The organism is Paenibacillus sp. J22P15 (assembly GCF_056269345.1).
In genome coordinates this window covers 53,947-69,854 of sequence record NZ_JBWDNT010000023.1, presented here as the reverse complement: position 1 = coordinate 69,854, position 15,908 = coordinate 53,947, and the positions used below count along the sequence as shown (strand labels likewise).

Genomic DNA, 15,908 nt, shown 5'->3' with positions numbered 1-15,908 from the left:
CGGTCGAGGGCTTATCCTAAACACGTTTGCCGTGACCCATACATCCGGTAGACAGCAGCATAAAAGGTTTTCAGCAAACCTTATCTTTCGTATCCAGTTTTCAGGGCGCAAACACCTTGAAGGACTTTGGTTGGATCTTTTCTGAGGCAGCTCAAGAAGACGATTCATCGAAGAACCCCGTTTGGTGGCGATGGCGGAGGTGAACCACGCGTTCCCATACCGAACACGACCGTTAAGCCCTTCAGCGCCGATGGTACTTAGACCGCAGGGTCTTGGGAGAGTAGGACGTCGCCAAGCACGAGAGACCTATCGCATGTTATGCGATAGGTTTTTTGTTTCCATTAACATAAATAACTTATATAAATTAAAGGCCTTAGGACGCTCTATATGAGCTTCTAAGGCCTTTTTGTTATCTGCGGTAATATGATGCTTCTCTAGACTGGAGTCTAAGTACACCGTCCTTCTGCTCCTTACGGAAAGAGAAGGATAGCAGCATACGGGGAATTAGCAGCCATAAGTGCCAGCTTACAATGCTGATCATCAATGATTCTTTAATCCATGGGTATAGAAGTGCAATGGCACAAAGGCCGATCCAGAACATATGGCGGTGAACTCGGCGAAAGAGGAACAGCTTAATATCATTAGCTGGTTTAAAGCCGATCCAGGGCGGTGTAATACGCCAAACCCATTGGCGGTCAGCCGCTTCATCTACTCGAATAAAGGTGAGTAGTATGATACCGATATGTATGATTTGTACGACTGCAAATCCGAATAACCATGAAAACAAACCATCTATTTGATACATAAGCATTTGAAAAGCTAATAATACTGCTGCAATAAGCAAATGGCTCTGAATGAGCTCAGGACGTATGATTTTTCGTTTTACAAGTTGATATTGATAAATTGTAGCGTTTTGTTGTTCAGATAGTTTCTGCTGCATGTTTACTGTCCTTTCTTTCTCAGAAGTACAAAGACTCTCGTTAACTATATCGGTATTTATTAGCAATCTGTCCATAGCTTTATTAAATAATATTACTGGTGCAGTAACCTTTAGCCCATACTGGGCATACGATATATAAATATTTGAAATGCGCTATGAAACAAGTATAAATAAGTAGACTATGTGCCATAATAATAGCTATATAGATTCGATCAGAAAGCGGGGATTGTTATGAACGATAATCGCGAGTACCAATGTATTATATGTAATGAGCAAAAGGCTGAAGGCCAAGGCATTCGGATTGTAACCGGCTTTATCTGCGATTCATGTGAAGCGGAAATGGTGCGGACAGATGTTAAGGATGCGAAATACCCGTTTTTCATTCATCAAATGAAGCAAATATTTTTAGGCAAAAATGCATGAGCAGTTTCTGAATACAGAAGCTGCTCTTTTTTTGTAGGTTTTAATGATTCTTCTATATAATAGGTATATTAATGAGTGTTAATTTGAAAGGATTGTAACTGAATCATGAAGCCATTTTATGCCCCGCTATTCGAAGCGCTTATGAATCATGCCCGTAGAGAACCAGTTGCGTTTCACGTTCCAGGACATCATGGGGGAGAAGCGTTTAAGCAGCACGTATGGAGCAACCAATCAGATAGCGACTTAATAGATTATTTTTATAAAATAATGCAGCTTGATGTAACTGAAATATCATCTACGGATGATTTACATCATCCTGAAGCTTCTATTAAAGAAGCACAGCTTTTGGCTGCAAAAACATTTGGTTCTGAGGAGACTTATTTTTTGGTAGGGGGAAGCACCTCGGGCAACCTTGCACTGTTGCTTACGATTTGTGATTTAGATGATATTGTTATTGTTCAGAGGAATGTACATAAATCAATTATAAACGGTTTAAAGCTTGCGGGTGCTAAAGCAGTATTTTTATCGCCGCAAATTGAACCCGTTTCAGGATTAACCACAATTCCAACTGTGCAGCAGGTTGAAGAAGCGCTTATACAATATCCGGAGGCAAAAGCAGTTTTTTTGTCTAACCCTAATTATTATGGCATTAGCGTAAGGCTGGGATCATACGTTGAAGCTGTCCATCGGCATGATAAGCCTATTTTCATTGATGAGGCTCATGGAGCACATTATGGACTTGATCCAGCGTTTCCACAGTCGGCATTGTCTGAGGGAGCAGATGCAGTCGTACAATCGGCACATAAAACATTACCAACGCTGACGATGGGGGCATTATTGCATATACAAGGTGATAAAATTCCAAGAGATACATTGCGTCAGTCGTTGGCAATGATCCAAAGCTCAAGTCCATCGTTCCCGATTCTAGCTTCAATAGATATTTCCCGAGCAATGATTGATGCTTTAGGAACTAACTTATTTAAACAAGCGCTGGATTCGACAGCTTCCTTTCGACAATGGTTACAGCATCATTCGACATTGATACACGAGATGAGTTTTGATCACAACGATGATAAGCAAATACGTTATGACCCTCTGCGATTGGCGCTATACGATATAAGCGGTAAAAGAACCGGATATGAGCTCCTGAAACATTTGGAGCACTATGGCTGTTTTGCAGAGATGGCAGATCCAAGGTACGTTGTGCTTGTAATTGGTATTCAAACCTCATTAGAGGATATGAAGAGACTGCAAGAAGCAATTGCGGCTATTAGTGATAGTGGAAATGATCTTAAACATGAGGGAAGTACAGTACCCCTAGAATCAATGATAGCGCAATATGGGAACAGCACTATATCTGATCCTGTTTCGTTTGCTAGAACTAGGTTTAAGAACAAAACAAATGAGCGAATACAGCTGCATGAAGCTGTACATCATATATCGGCAGAGATGGTTATACCGTATCCGCCAGGAATAGCTATTTTGTATCCTGGAGAAACAATTACCGCAGAAATCATCGAGCACATTCGACAGCTCTCTGCAATGGGTGCCAAATTTCAAGGAGCTGCTGATCCACAGATGAAGACCATCTCTATTTACCATGAATAAGATGAAATAGTTAAAGGATATGCAACATGGAGTAAAACTGATTGTACAAGGAGTACCGCTTTGTTAATATAGAAGAAAGTATAGTTAACATAACGTTAGGAGTAGCTTTAGTTTGAGAAATGGTGTATTCATTACCATAGAAGGCGGCGAAGGTGCCGGCAAATCGACACTGATTGATCAGTTAACGAATATAATGCATAAGCGGGGGAAACCGATCACTACGACGAGAGAGCCTGGAGGCATTCCGATTGCGGAGCAAATTCGTGCCGTTATATTGGATCGTGACAATATTGCGATGGATGCAAGAACGGAAGCTCTGCTTTATGCCGCAGCTAGAAGACAGCACTTAGTAGAAAAGGTCGTCCCAGCATTGGAGCAAGGCGAAATTGTTGTTTGTGACCGTTTCATTGACAGCAGTCTAGCTTACCAAGGATATGCACGTGGTCTAGGAATGGATGAGGTATGGGCTATTAATCAATTTGCCATACAGGAAATTATGCCTGATCTGACGATCTACATGGATGTGTCTCCGGAGGTCGGGCTTGGGCGTATCGCACAAGCATCAGAGAGAGAAGTTAATCGTTTGGATCTAGAGAAACATTCATTTCATGAAAAGGTGAGAGAAGGTTATATGCAGTTGTTGCAGCAAAATCCAGAACGAATGGTGCTTGTAAATGCCGAGAAAAGTTCTGAATTGGTGTTTGCTGACGTTTTAACCGTAATCGATGATCGGTTTGCAGGATTTTTTGCAACCGATGTCAAACTTTAAAGGATAGACGAACAGTAATAGTCTAATATCGTAAGCGTTCAATAACCTATTCTAATAGTAATCAAGGGGGAATGAAGATGAAATTAGTAATTGCGGTTATTCAAGATAAGGATAGCAACCGATTGTCCAATGCATTAGTACGTGAAGGGTTCAGAGCAACGAAGCTGGCAAGTACGGGTGGATTTTTGAGAGCAGGAAATACTACCTTTATGATTGGTATTGAGGACGAGAGAGTGCATGAGGTGCTGCAAGTCATTAATGCAAATTGCAAGGTGAGGGACCAGCTGGTTACCCCAGTTTCTCCGATGGGCGGATCGACAGATTCCTACATTCCGTTTCCTGTTGAGGTTCAGGTTGGGGGCGCTGCTGTATTCGTAATGCCTGTCGAACGATTTGAGCATTTCTGAACAGATATGATATAAGGTAACAAAGGATGAATTAATCGATATAAACTGCTGGACGAGATCGATGAGACACGAGGACTTCTTATTAATCTATTATTTTGATAAGAAGAGAGCAGGGAAAGGTTAGGAATATCAATGGGCTTCGATAAAATTCCAGGGCAATGGAAAGCACAGCGAATTTTGACCTATGCGCTGCAGAGCGGGAAAATTTCACATGCCTATTTATTTAATGGGCCGTCGGGTACAGGAAGAATGGCAATGGCTCGCGAATTTGCGAAGGCGCTATTTTGTACGGCAGGTGTTGCCGCCGCTTGCGGGGAATGCTTGGAGTGCAGAAAGTTTGAACACGGTAATCAGACTGACTTAACCGTCATAGCGCCAGATGGTCAATCGATAAAAATCGATCAAATTCGCGAGCTGCAGCGGGACTTCGCTTATCGTAATAGCGGGACGAAACGCAAAGTTTATATGATTGAACAAGCTGACAAAATGACGCTGCAGGCGGCGAATAGTTTGCTGAAGTTTTTGGAAGAGCCGCTATCGCCAGTGGTAGCTATTTTGATCACTGATAATGGACAAGCTGTTCTGCCAACTATTCGTTCTAGAACGCAGTGGGTTCCTTTTCTACCTTTGTCACCTGAGATTATGCTGCAAACACTTATTGCTGAAGGGGCACCGTCTACTTTGGCTAGAACCGTCGTTCAATTAACGTCAGGATTAGACGGCGCGAGACAATTTCTCCAGCAGAATCAGTTTGCAGAAATCAGAACCCTAGTGATACAATTAGGCAAGGAGAGTTTGACCCGATTCACCGCGGCGATGATCACTGCTGGACAACAGCTTTTTAAAACGGATTTAGTGGAGCATACTCAATTGCTGTTGTCGTTATTAGTTATATGGTTTAAAGATTTGATACAGTTCCAGGCCGGCAGGCAGGACAACATCGTTTTTATAGATCAGTTGGATTGGATTAGTAAACATGCATTTAATCGTTCGATCGCAGGCTGGGTGTCCTGCATCGAGCATACACTCGAAGCGAGTAAGCGTATGCGAGCGAATGTTACACCTCAGCTCGCATTTGAGCAATTATTGGTAAACTTACAGGAGGGCTAATTCTTGTATAATGTCATCGGTGTTCGCTTCAAGAAAGCGGGCAAGATCTATTACTTTGATCCGGTTGAGCATCCCGTGGATAAGGAGCAACATGTTATTGTTGAAACAGCACGCGGAATCGAATACGGTAAAGTGGTGGTGGGACAGAAGCAAGTCGGTGAATCGGATGTTGTTCTTCCTCTTAAGAAAGTAATACGCATTGCAAGCGATGTAGATGCTAAGATCGTCGAAGAAAATCGCACAGCAGCAAAAAATGCGTTTTCTACTTGTCTTGAAAAGATTAAAGGTCATCAGCTTCGAATGAAGCTAGTTGATGTGGAATTCACGTTTGACCGTAACAAAATTATTTTTTATTTTACGGCAGAAGGCCGAGTTGACTTCCGTGAGCTAGTTAAGGACCTAGCCAGCGTTTTTCGTACTCGGATTGAACTCAGACAAATCGGGGTTCGGGACGAAGCAAAGATGCTCGGTGGAATTGGTCCATGTGGACGAGTGCTTTGCTGCTCCTCTTGGCTGGGTGATTTTGAGCCTGTATCGATCAAGATGGCCAAGGATCAGAACCTATCACTTAATCCGACAAAGATATCAGGATTATGCGGACGCCTTATGTGCTGTCTGAAATATGAGCATGACAATTACGAAAGCATACGAGAAGAACTTCCGGCAATTGGCAAATTCGTAGTCACCTCATATGGTGAGGGTAAGGTAACTGGTATAAATACATCCACCAAAAGTGTGTATGTGCAATTATTTGATACACCAGGTAAACCAAAAGAACTGTCGATGGATGATGTCGTCATCAAATAAGCGGCATGGTGCGATTCTCACGGTTGAGATTGCACTCACGCTTGAAGCTCTGGGGTGGGAACTTGGAGAAGAACAATATTTTCGCGAAAATGGACGAGCTGGATAACCAAGTAGGTGTGTTCCATAAGGAGCTTACGGACTTGAAGCAGAAAGTAAAAGAGCTGCTAGAGGATAATAAGCGTCTAAGTGAAGAGAACAACCAGCTGCGTCAGCTGTTTAAGAGAGAAGCTGAGCTAGAGCATGAAGTTGTTCAAGCGGAGGCCAAGAGTAATGAACCGGGAGTAAGTAAAGAGGAACAGACTTTAACTGATAATGCATTTGCGGAAGCGGGTGCTGCAATTGGTGAAGGTCATGATAATCTAACTCGGTTGTACCATGAAGGATTCCACATATGCAACGTATATTACGGGCATTTGCGGACGGAGGGTGACTGTTTATTCTGTCTATCCTTTCTAAATAAATAGTGGATTCCTTATCGACTGCCGTCCTTGCCGCAAAGGGCGGTATTTTTATTAAATATATAGTCAAGGAGCGGCTCGAATCGTGTCAGAACAAATAACATTAGCAGAGAATGAACGACTAGATGATCTAATGACGGAATCAGGCTTGAAAATTATACAGAGCAGGGAAGTATTCAGCTTTTCACTAGATGCTGTATTGCTATCTCGGTTTGCAAGCGTGCCAAAGCACGGACGTATTGCTGATTTATGTACGGGAAATGGTGTTATCCCGATACTTCTCACTACGAGAACAAATGCGCGGATCGATGCGGTTGAAATTCAACCAAGATTGGCGGATATGGCTAGAAGGAGCGTCAAGCTCAATAACCTAACGGATCAAATAACCGTTATTGAAGAGGATTTGAAATTATATCCGAAGATTGCTGGAAACGGGGTATATGACGCAATAACTGTAAATCCACCCTATATGCCGGTAACGGCAGGGGAACAAAATGAAAATGAACATTATGCGATAGCAAGGCATGAGATCCATTGTACGCTTGATGATGTAGCCGCAGCATGTTCTAGGCTCGTACGACCTGGCGGCAAAGTTTCGATGGTTCATCGTCCATCACGTTTGCTTGATATCGTGGAAACGATGCGTAAATGGAGGCTTGAGCCAAAACGGATACAGTTTGTTCATCCTCATGCCAAAGCTGAAGCAAACATGGTCTTAATAGAAGCTATGCGGGATGGAAAGCCAGATATCAAGCTGCTTCCGCCAATTATGGTATATGAGAATGGGGTGCAGATCGTTTGAATATACAGAAGAGCTTTGCTGATGCTTCCAAAGAAAACGTTGGAAGCCTTTATTTAGTCGCAACACCTATAGGAAATTTAGAGGACATGACCTTTCGTGCAATACGGACGTTGAAGGAAGTGCAGCTTATCGCCGCTGAGGACACGAGACAAACAAGAAAGCTGCTTACGCATTTTGAGATTGGTACTCGAATTGTTAGTTATCATGAGCATAATAAGCAAGCTAGCGGTCCTGAGCTGATCCGATTGCTTCTGGAAGGGCAATCAATTGCATTGGTTAGTGATGCAGGGCTTCCTGCGATTTCAGATCCAGGTGCAGACCTCGTGAGGGATGCTATTGAAAATGATATTTCAGTCATTCCCATTCCAGGTGCGAATGCTGCATTGTCTGCGCTTATTATATCTGGTTTGCCAACTGATCGATTTCTGTTTGCGGGTTTTCCCCCGCGCGAGCGAAAATCATTAATGAAATGGCTGCTGGATATGCAAGCTCAGAGAGGGACCCTCCTTTTCTACGAATCACCCCATCGGTTAACCAAAACACTCGATGCACTACAAGAATGTCTTGGCGATCGCCAAATAGCTTGTGTCAGGGAGCTTACAAAACGTCATGAAGAAGCGGTTCGCGGCCGAATTTCGGAATGTTTGGTTTGGTTTGCCGAGCATCCGCCGCTCGGTGAATTTTGCGTTGTGGTGGAAGGATCAGAAGGTGTTGGGGCGAGTGCACAACCAGTTTCGGAAGTTTGGTGGTCTGAGCTTGATCTAGCAGCTCATGTTGCGCATTACGAGGAGCAATTGGGTCGTAAGGAAGCCATTAAGAAGGTAGCGCTCGATCGGGGATTACCTAAACGTGATGTATATAATGAGGTAAATAGATAGATAACTGTCGAAAATAGTAAAATAGACAAAAAAAGGCCTTCCTAGCCGGGTTTAAGCTTAGGAAGGCAACAAGGAGTATAAAAAAGGTTAGAATTAACAAGTTAATAAGTACAGTATAACTTATTTTTATTATTTTGTCACAGGTGTTGGCATTTCAGACAAACAAACGTGACAAACAATTTTTCCTTTAAAGTAAGAAACGTTTTCTGCATTGCCACAGAAGATGCAAGCAGGCTCATATTTCTTAAGCATGATGCGCTCGCCATCTACATAAATTTCAAGTGCATCTTTTTCGCCTATTCCAAGTGTACGGCGCAATTCGATCGGTATAACGACGCGTCCTAGCTCATCAACCTTACGAACAATACCAGTGGATTTCATCATAATCTATTATTGCCCCTCTCAAAATACGTATCGTCATCGTTCGACATAGTTTTTGCTTTTATGAATACTATAGTACCAACGTTTACCAAATTAGTCAACCGGAATTATTGTCCGATTAGCTGCATTAACAGGTATTTGACTAGTTGGTGCGGTCATATTACTCTGTAATAGAATACAACAGCTTCGACAATTTGGAAACTAATTTACGACACTATTCGACAAAGTAATCACTTTTTGTGTCGAAAATTTGAACAAAGGAGTTGAGAGATAATGCAAGAACAGTTGACAGAAGAGAAAGTTTTTAAAGATCCTGTCCATCATTATATATATGTACAAGACCAAACGATTTGGGATTTGATTAATACGAAGGAATTTCAGCGGCTGCGGCGGATACGTCAATTGGGTACATCCTATTTGACCTTCCATGGGGCGGAGCATAGCCGTTTCTCGCATTCACTTGGTGTGTACGAAATCACTAGGAAAATTATTTCCCAATTTGAACGCAATGGTTACCCAGATTGGCCTGCTCGGGAGAGACTTGTCTCACTTTGTGCAGCTCTTTTGCATGATGTCGGTCACGGACCGTTCTCGCACTCCTTGGAAGAGGTATTCGACACCAATCACGAAGAGTGGACATGTAAAATCGTGCTGGGGGATACTGAAATTAATCGCGTACTGAGAGCAGTATCAGAGCAATTTCCTGCTCAGGTTGCAGCAGTCATTCAAAAGACCTATCCGAAGCCAATAGTAGTTAGTCTGATTTCAAGTCAAATGGATGCAGATCGGATGGATTATTTGCTCCGTGATGCTTATTTTACCGGTGTGAATTACGGTACATTTGATTTAGAGCGAATCTTGCGCGTATTACGTCCTTATAAAGGGCAAATTGTAGTCAAAGAGAGCGGGATGCACGCAGTAGAGCATTATTTGATGTCTCGTTACCAAATGTATTGGCAGATTTACTTCCATCCCGTTACAAGAAGCTCAGAGATCATCCTACGTCAAATATTTCGAAGAGCGCAGGAGCTTTATGTGGGTGGCTATTCATTTGAGTGGATGCCAAAGCAGTTGAAGTGTCTGCTTCAAAATACGATGACAGTACAAGATTATTTGAAGCTGGATGAGGCGCTTGTTCAGACTGCTTTCATGGAATGGGCGGAGGAGCGGGATTCGATATTAAGCGATTTGTGCGATAGGTTTATGAACCGACATTTATATAAGTACATTACTATTGAAAACCCCGATGAAGAGCTATTAAATGAGATCAGCAATTGCTTCTCTTCTATAGGAATGAACCCTGATTACCATATGGAAATTGATTTTCCATTTGACCTGCCTTATGACGTTTATCGTCCGGATAAAAAAGATGGCGAAAAGAAAGAAAAAGCGCCGATTTTGTTGTTAGATCGCCTTGGTGAAATCAGTGAAATATCTTCCAAATCCGACATCGTTCGCTCTATTACTGGCTTGCATCAAGGGAAATACCATCTGTATTATCCAGAAGAGCCGCTTAAAGAAAATATTCACTTATTGCCAGAAATAATAAAAAAACTATTTAAACTCGACTGAAGGAGCCTAACATCAACATGACATTACTTTTTGATACCCATACCCATTTAGACTCAAGTAAATTCGATGAGGATCGCGACGAGGTGATTCAGCGGGCGAAGGATGCAGGTGTAAACTTGCTGCTCAATATTGGCTTCAACCGTGAAACGATTCCGACGACAATGGCGCTCGCGGAGCAATACGATTTTATTTATGCAGCTGTCGGCTGGCATCCCGTTGACAGCATAGATATGCGTCCAGAGGATTTGGAATGGATTGAACGTCTATGTGCACATAAAAAGGTGGTAGCCATCGGTGAGATTGGACTTGATTATCACTGGGATACTTCACCAAGGGATGTGCAACAAAGGGTATTCCGTGAGCAAATTCGTCTAGCTCGCAAAGTAGGCAAACCAATCGTTATTCATAATCGCGATGCTCATGAGGATATTATCCGCATTTTGCAAGAGGAGAATGCGGCAGAGGTTGGCGGGGTCATGCACTGCTTCTCTGGCAGCTGGGAAACGGCTAAGCGATGTCTGGATATGAACTTCTACATATCGTTCGGAGGGCCTGTAACTTTCAAAAATGCAAGGGTACCCAAAGAGGTGCTAAAACAGGTTCCGCTCGACCGAATTTTAATCGAAACCGATGCTCCATATTTAGCTCCTCACCCCTTAAGAGGGAAACGAAATGAGTCATCTTTCGTCTCTCTGGTTGCGGAGACAGCAGCTGAATTATTAGGCAAATCGGTAGAGGAAATAGGCGCAATTACGACTGAAAACGGTCGTAAATGTTTTGGGATTGTCTAAAAACGAGAGGGATCAAGAGATATTGAGACCTTTATCGCGTAAAAAGTGATTTTTATATCGAAAATCTCTAATTTTTTCCGTCTTTATCCTGCTTTTTCGCTTAAATCGTCTTTTATCGTATCTTTACAATTGACCTCGTATGAGGGTATGATTCAACTCAGAGCTTTAAAATTTTGTATTGGATTTCCAGTTTACGCTTAATCTCCATTCGGAGAGCGGGGGAACCATGTACGGTATGATGTATCGTATTTTGAATTCTTCAGGGGTGAATTTCGAAGCCTTTGCCATGAGCATTGTGTAACGAATAGGGCGACTCTCTTGCCCGAACCCGTCAGCTAACCTCGCAAGCGCTTATAGAGAGTGATCAAACCTCGTGCATCCATTTTGCCGTATCCCAGTGTAATCATTTAACCGGGAAGCCACGAAACAGATCCTCTGTCGACGGCTTCTTTTTATTTTCGAATAATCGGGAATTTGTCGACATAGGGATAAAAGATGGGGGTGGGAGGACTGATAGAAGTACTGGATTGCGTGCTTGCACGCCAATATACTATAGTCGCGTCAGTTGTATCATGCGTAACACTTGGCGGCGGGGCTATGAAGGAGGACCGATGAAGTGGGAATAATCCAGGTTAAGGACACCCATGGGAAACGATCATCCAGCATGTCTTTCGCATTGCGATGGAAGCGTGAAAACTTGCGTTTGATTCTTTTGAGTGCTACTATCTCAATCGCTATGACTTTCATGTTTTTGGTGTTGTTGTACGGAACGGCTGTCAAAAGCGTCTCCGTAGTAGTGAACGGACAAGAAACCGTTGTGGAAACGAAGCAATGGGTCCTGCAACGCCTACTGGATGAACAAGCTATCGCAATTGGACCACATGATGAGGTGTCCATACCGCTTAATGCGGCAATAAAGGACGGAGACCGTATCGAGGTAACTCATGCGATACCGGTAATTGTGAAGGCTGATGGCAAGACCTCTACTGTATATACGACAGAGAGAACAGTGCAGGCAGCGATCGAGGAATTACATATTCCAGTTCGTGGTCAAGATAAAGTTATACCTCCGCTTCATACCGTATTGGATACAGAATTGACCGTAACGGTAGTTCGTGTCGATAAGAAGGTAGCGGAGACAGAACGTGCAATGCCATTCTCTATTGTGAAGAAGGATGATCCAACGCTGGAAGCGGGTAAGCAAAAGCTCGTTCAACCCGGCAAAGAAGGTCTTATCGTAGAGAGTGTCGAGAAGCAGTACGAGGATGGAGTCCTTATTTCAAAGAAGATGGTCAGCAAGGTTGTTGAGAAACCAGCAATTAATCAGGTTGTCGCCATCGGAACGAAGAAGGAAGAGCCTAAGGTATCGGTTCTCTCGAATAAGAGCCAAAGCATTGCGTCGCTTACGAAGAGCGGTGTAACGTTTAAGGCGAAGAAAGTAATGAAAAATGTTACTTTAACTGCGTATTCTGCTGGCCTATCTTCAACAGGCAAGGATGAAAGTCATCCGGAATTCGGGATTACCGCTTCAGGGACCCGTGTGAAAGAGGGACGGACGATTGCTGTTGATCCGAAGGTTATTCCTATTGGCTGGTGGGTGTATATTGAAGGAATCGGTTTCCGCCGTGCCGAGGATAAAGGCAGTGCGATTAAAGGCAACAAAATTGACGTATACTTTGATAGTACAAAGATTGCGAACAAGTTCGGCAGAAAGAAAGGCATTACCGTATATGTGCTGGGGCCGAATAAACCTACAGCAAGCTAGTTATGGTGCTACCATCATCTTATCGCAATTATTAATTAAATATGCCATCATAAGGAGAGGCAATGCCTCTTCTTTTTGCGTGTTTGCGGGTCTAATAAAGTTTATGTAGAAGGGAATGATCTTGGTGATCAAAGAGATCATTGTCGTTGAAGGTAAAGACGATACAGTTGCAATAAAAAGAGCGGTGGATGCAGATACCATAGAGACGAATGGTTCCGCAATCGGTGAGGATGTTCTGAAGAGAATCGCGCTGGCAAGCGAACGTCGCGGTGTCATTATTTTTACAGATCCTGACCATGCGGGTGAACGTATTCGGAAAATCGTTGCACGTCATGCGCCAGGGTGCAAGCATGCCTTCTTACCACAGGAGATGGCTTTGTACAAAGGTGATATCGGAATTGAAAATGCGAGTCCTGAAGCGATTCGTATGGCGCTCTCACAACTGCGTACAGAGTCAGAGGATGTTGCGGGAGAGATTAGCTGGGAAGACTTAATGGAAGCGGGTCTAATCATACATCCAGATGCGGCTAACCGCCGATTGGTTATAGGTAAGCTGCTTGGGATCGGTTATGCCAACGGTAAGCAGTTTTATAAGCGCTGTACAAGCTTTCGTATATCCAAAGCAGAGTTTGCGGAAGCGTTCCATCAAATGGAAAAGGAATTGGAGTGATAGCTGAATGAGTGGTCAAGAGCAGAATGAGATAAGCAAAGAAAACGTGAAATCACCCTCGATCGAAGTGGCTACGCCCAAACGCACCAAAGAAATTATTGCGAAGTACGGCTTTTCCTTCAAAAAAAGTTTAGGACAAAACTTTCTGATTGACCAAAATATTTTGAATAACATCGTCGCGGCAGCTGAGCTGGATGAAACTAAGGGTGCGCTTGAAATCGGGCCCGGTATTGGCGCGCTTACACAGCGGCTTGCAAGAGCAGCTGGAAAGGTGACAGCTGTCGAAATCGATAATCGGCTTATTCCGATTCTGAAAGATGTATTAGAGGGCGAGGAGCACACTACCGTTATTCATGGTGATGTTCTTAAGCTTGATTTGAAGCAGCTGTTTGAAGAGCAGTTTGCAGATGTTTCGGGCGTCAGTGTCGTCGCCAACTTGCCTTACTATGTAACTACGCCGATTCTTATGAAGCTGCTTGAAGAGAAGCTGCCGCTTGAGCATATCGTCGTCATGATCCAGAAGGAAGTAGCAGAGCGGATGGCAGCTAAGCCAGGCGGCAAAGAGTATGGCAGCCTTAGTGTTGCTGTTCAATACTATTGTGAGCCTAAGGTCGTTTGTATGGTACCTCATACGGTGTTTATTCCGCAGCCAAATGTAGATTCGGCAGTCATTAAGTTATCGATCCGTGAAAAGCCTGCAGTTGATGTGCCTGATGAGGACCATTTCTTTAAAGTGGTACAAGCGAGCTTCGCGCAGCGACGGAAGACATTGGCTAACAATTTAACTGCTTTTGTGGGCAAAGAACGCCGCGAAGCATTAACGGAAATGCTTTTAAGCAACGACATTGACCCTATAAGACGCGGTGAGACGTTATCGCTTGAGGAATTTGCTCGGATTAGCCGAAGCATGCTGGAGGCCGGCTGGAGAAGCTAGGCCATTTCATCATAAAATACTCACCATTCGCACGCTCCGCCCATAGGATAGACGAAGAGGTGATTTACCCATGAAGCAAGGGGACCTGGTCGTCCGCAAATCATATGGCGGTGACGTGCTATTTAAGGTTGAGGCTATTCGTACACATACTGCCGTTCTGAAAGGCACGGATTACCGATTGCTAGCGGATGCTCCGATTCCTGATCTGTCGGTCATACGCGATCCAGAAACGACAAGTGCAGTGCAGGAAGTTCGGATCAAAGTGAATAATTCCTTAAAACGTATGCACTCTGAGCGGGAACGTCAGGCGGTTGAGAACGAAGAGCATATTCGGCATGCGCTGCAACAGAGTCAACCATTTTTTGAAGTGCCAGGAAAAGTACTTCATCTGGATGGTGACAGCAATTATTTGAAGAAGAGCATGCAATTGTACAATACTATGCAAGTGCCTTCACATGGTCTTTATGTACATGAATCTCAAATGGCTGATGTGCTGTATCGGCTGCTGCCGCAAATTCAACCGGATATCGTCGTGATAACTGGCCATGACGGCGTACTGAAAAGCCGTGTGCCAATGGATCTGTATAGTTTAAGCAGTTATAAAAACTCACAACACTTTGTTAATGCTGTTCGCGTTACCAGGGAGTATGAAAGAAACCGCGACGGTTTGATCGTTATTGCAGGTGCTTGCCAATCTCATTTCGAAGCATTGCTGCAGGTAGGCTCTAACTTTGCAAGCTCGCCTGGACGAATATTGATCCATGCGCTAGATCCTGTATATATAGCAATTAAAGCAAGCTATACATCGATCAAGGATACGATAAACTTAGCTGATGTCATTCACGGTACGATAAGCGGAATCGATGGAGTTGGCGGTATTGAGACCATGGGACGCTTCCGTGTTGGTTTGCCAAAGCCTAAGATTACAGCCCCCTCCTCCGTATTGAAGCAGTAACAAGGAAGCAGCATGACAACAAATTACAAATATTAAAAACGATAAGCAATACTAGTACGAATGTCTATTTGACGCCAAAACAGCTTCAAATGTTACACTTAATTTGAATCAACTTCTTAATATGTATATTTTTTTCATAGTTATGTATGGTTTTTTAAAAAATGGGTGAAATCACCGTTGACAAGTAAATATTCCGACTGATATAATATTTTGCTTTGTTTGACAACCCCCCTCTTTTTGGTTATAATGGACAAGGAAAGAGGTGGTAGTGGACAATGGCAAAAAATGCGCTATTGGATATTAAACGCAGCTTGGAAGCTCATGTTGGTTCCAAAATCCGTCTTCGAGCGAACGGTGGACGACGAAAGACCATCGAACGCACCGGTACGTTGGAAGAAACCTACCCTTCTGTTTTCATTGTTAAGCTGGATGAAGAGCAACATGCCTTTAAGCGTGTCTCGTACAGTTATGCGGATATACTTACCGAGTCGGTGGAAGTGACCGTATGCAATGATGAAGGTCAAGTCCGAATCGCCCATTTACAACAATAGATTATATAACGCCTAGTGAGGCATGTTAGCGCAGACAGCATCTGCGCTTTTTTTTTGCGCTTTTAAATTGATATGCAGGTTGTGAAA

Annotated in this window: 18 protein-coding genes, 1 rRNA gene and 1 riboswitch; of the genes, 17 read left to right on the top strand and 2 right to left on the bottom strand. The window is 43.4% G+C overall.

Features of this window, described 5'->3' with window-relative positions:
* Positions 1-180 precede the first annotated feature (180 nt).
* Positions 181-297: ribosomal RNA gene (rrf, locus tag AC0YN6_RS26770) — 5S ribosomal RNA — on the top strand.
* 112 nt (positions 298-409) lie between these two features.
* Here rrf and AC0YN6_RS26765 read toward each other — a convergent pair.
* Positions 410-940 (bottom strand): transposase, encoded by a 531-nt coding sequence (locus AC0YN6_RS26765; RefSeq protein ID WP_475750828.1) that lies wholly within the window; start codon positions 938-940, stop codon positions 410-412.
* Positions 941-1,171: 231 nt separating this feature from the next.
* Here AC0YN6_RS26765 and AC0YN6_RS26760 point away from each other — a divergent pair, with 231 nt between their 5' ends.
* From AC0YN6_RS26760 to rsmI, 9 genes are all read left to right on the top strand, one after another.
* Positions 1,172-1,363: a sigma factor G inhibitor Gin gene (locus AC0YN6_RS26760; protein WP_475750826.1), complete on the top strand. Its 192-nt coding sequence runs from the start codon at positions 1,172-1,174 to the stop codon at positions 1,361-1,363.
* 105 nt (positions 1,364-1,468) lie between these two features.
* On the top strand, positions 1,469-2,971 hold the full coding sequence (locus tag AC0YN6_RS26755; protein ID WP_475750824.1) for an aminotransferase class I/II-fold pyridoxal phosphate-dependent enzyme: 1,503 nt from the start codon (positions 1,469-1,471) through the stop codon (positions 2,969-2,971).
* Between the two features lie 112 nt (positions 2,972-3,083).
* Positions 3,084-3,740, top strand: coding sequence for a dTMP kinase (gene tmk, locus AC0YN6_RS26750; RefSeq protein ID WP_475750822.1), 657 nt, complete (start codon positions 3,084-3,086; stop codon positions 3,738-3,740).
* A 77-nt stretch (positions 3,741-3,817) separates the two neighbouring features.
* Entirely contained in the window at positions 3,818-4,147 is a 330-nt protein-coding gene (locus tag AC0YN6_RS26745) for a cyclic-di-AMP receptor (RefSeq protein ID WP_054025787.1), read from the top strand.
* 132 nt (positions 4,148-4,279) lie between these two features.
* A complete protein-coding gene (gene holB / locus AC0YN6_RS26740) occupies positions 4,280-5,257 on the top strand; it encodes a DNA polymerase III subunit delta' (protein WP_475750820.1) in 978 nt (325 codons plus the stop codon).
* A 3-nt stretch (positions 5,258-5,260) separates the two neighbouring features.
* Entirely contained in the window at positions 5,261-6,064 is an 804-nt protein-coding gene (locus AC0YN6_RS26735; protein WP_475750818.1) for a PSP1 domain-containing protein, read from the top strand.
* 62 nt (positions 6,065-6,126) lie between these two features.
* Entirely contained in the window at positions 6,127-6,528 is a 402-nt protein-coding gene (locus AC0YN6_RS26730; protein WP_475750816.1) for an initiation-control protein YabA, read from the top strand.
* Between the two features lie 127 nt (positions 6,529-6,655).
* Positions 6,656-7,324 carry a tRNA1(Val) (adenine(37)-N6)-methyltransferase gene (locus tag AC0YN6_RS26725; RefSeq protein WP_475750837.1) on the top strand — a complete coding sequence of 223 codons (669 nt, stop codon included), beginning with the start codon at positions 6,656-6,658 and terminating at the stop codon, positions 7,322-7,324.
* Positions 7,321-8,202: a 16S rRNA (cytidine(1402)-2'-O)-methyltransferase gene (gene rsmI / locus AC0YN6_RS26720; RefSeq protein ID WP_475750814.1), complete on the top strand. Its 882-nt coding sequence runs from the start codon at positions 7,321-7,323 to the stop codon at positions 8,200-8,202. The genes AC0YN6_RS26725 and rsmI overlap by 4 nt, the downstream gene beginning before the upstream one ends.
* Positions 8,203-8,331: 129 nt before the next feature.
* On the opposite strand, the gene AC0YN6_RS26715 is transcribed toward rsmI, so the two are convergent.
* A complete protein-coding gene (locus tag AC0YN6_RS26715; protein WP_054025791.1) occupies positions 8,332-8,586 on the bottom strand; it encodes an AbrB/MazE/SpoVT family DNA-binding domain-containing protein in 255 nt (84 codons plus the stop codon).
* A gap of 270 nt (positions 8,587-8,856) precedes the next feature.
* Here AC0YN6_RS26715 and AC0YN6_RS26710 point away from each other — a divergent pair, with 270 nt between their 5' ends.
* The 7 genes from AC0YN6_RS26710 to veg all read left to right on the top strand — a co-directional run bounded on the left by AC0YN6_RS26710 (position 8,857) and on the right by veg (position 15,821).
* Entirely contained in the window at positions 8,857-10,155 is a 1,299-nt protein-coding gene (locus tag AC0YN6_RS26710; RefSeq protein ID WP_475750812.1) for an HD domain-containing protein, read from the top strand.
* A 17-nt stretch (positions 10,156-10,172) separates the two neighbouring features.
* A complete protein-coding gene (locus tag AC0YN6_RS26705; protein WP_475750810.1) occupies positions 10,173-10,946 on the top strand; it encodes a TatD family hydrolase in 774 nt (257 codons plus the stop codon).
* A gap of 184 nt (positions 10,947-11,130) precedes the next feature.
* Positions 11,131-11,312, top strand: a riboswitch (cyclic di-AMP (ydaO/yuaA leader).
* Positions 11,313-11,562: 250 nt separating this feature from the next.
* A complete protein-coding gene (locus AC0YN6_RS26700) occupies positions 11,563-12,711 on the top strand; it encodes a ubiquitin-like domain-containing protein (RefSeq protein ID WP_475750808.1) in 1,149 nt (382 codons plus the stop codon).
* A 124-nt stretch (positions 12,712-12,835) separates the two neighbouring features.
* A complete protein-coding gene (rnmV, locus tag AC0YN6_RS26695) occupies positions 12,836-13,381 on the top strand; it encodes a ribonuclease M5 (protein WP_475750836.1) in 546 nt (181 codons plus the stop codon).
* Positions 13,382-13,388: 7 nt separating this feature from the next.
* A complete protein-coding gene (rsmA, locus tag AC0YN6_RS26690) occupies positions 13,389-14,315 on the top strand; it encodes a 16S rRNA (adenine(1518)-N(6)/adenine(1519)-N(6))-dimethyltransferase RsmA (RefSeq protein ID WP_475750806.1) in 927 nt (308 codons plus the stop codon).
* A 70-nt stretch (positions 14,316-14,385) separates the two neighbouring features.
* Entirely contained in the window at positions 14,386-15,270 is an 885-nt protein-coding gene (yabG, locus tag AC0YN6_RS26685) for a sporulation peptidase YabG (RefSeq protein ID WP_475750804.1), read from the top strand.
* Between the two features lie 275 nt (positions 15,271-15,545).
* Positions 15,546-15,821 (top strand): biofilm formation stimulator Veg, encoded by a 276-nt coding sequence (gene veg, locus AC0YN6_RS26680; RefSeq protein WP_053373389.1) that lies wholly within the window; start codon positions 15,546-15,548, stop codon positions 15,819-15,821.
* The last annotated feature ends 87 nt before the right edge of the window (positions 15,822-15,908 follow it).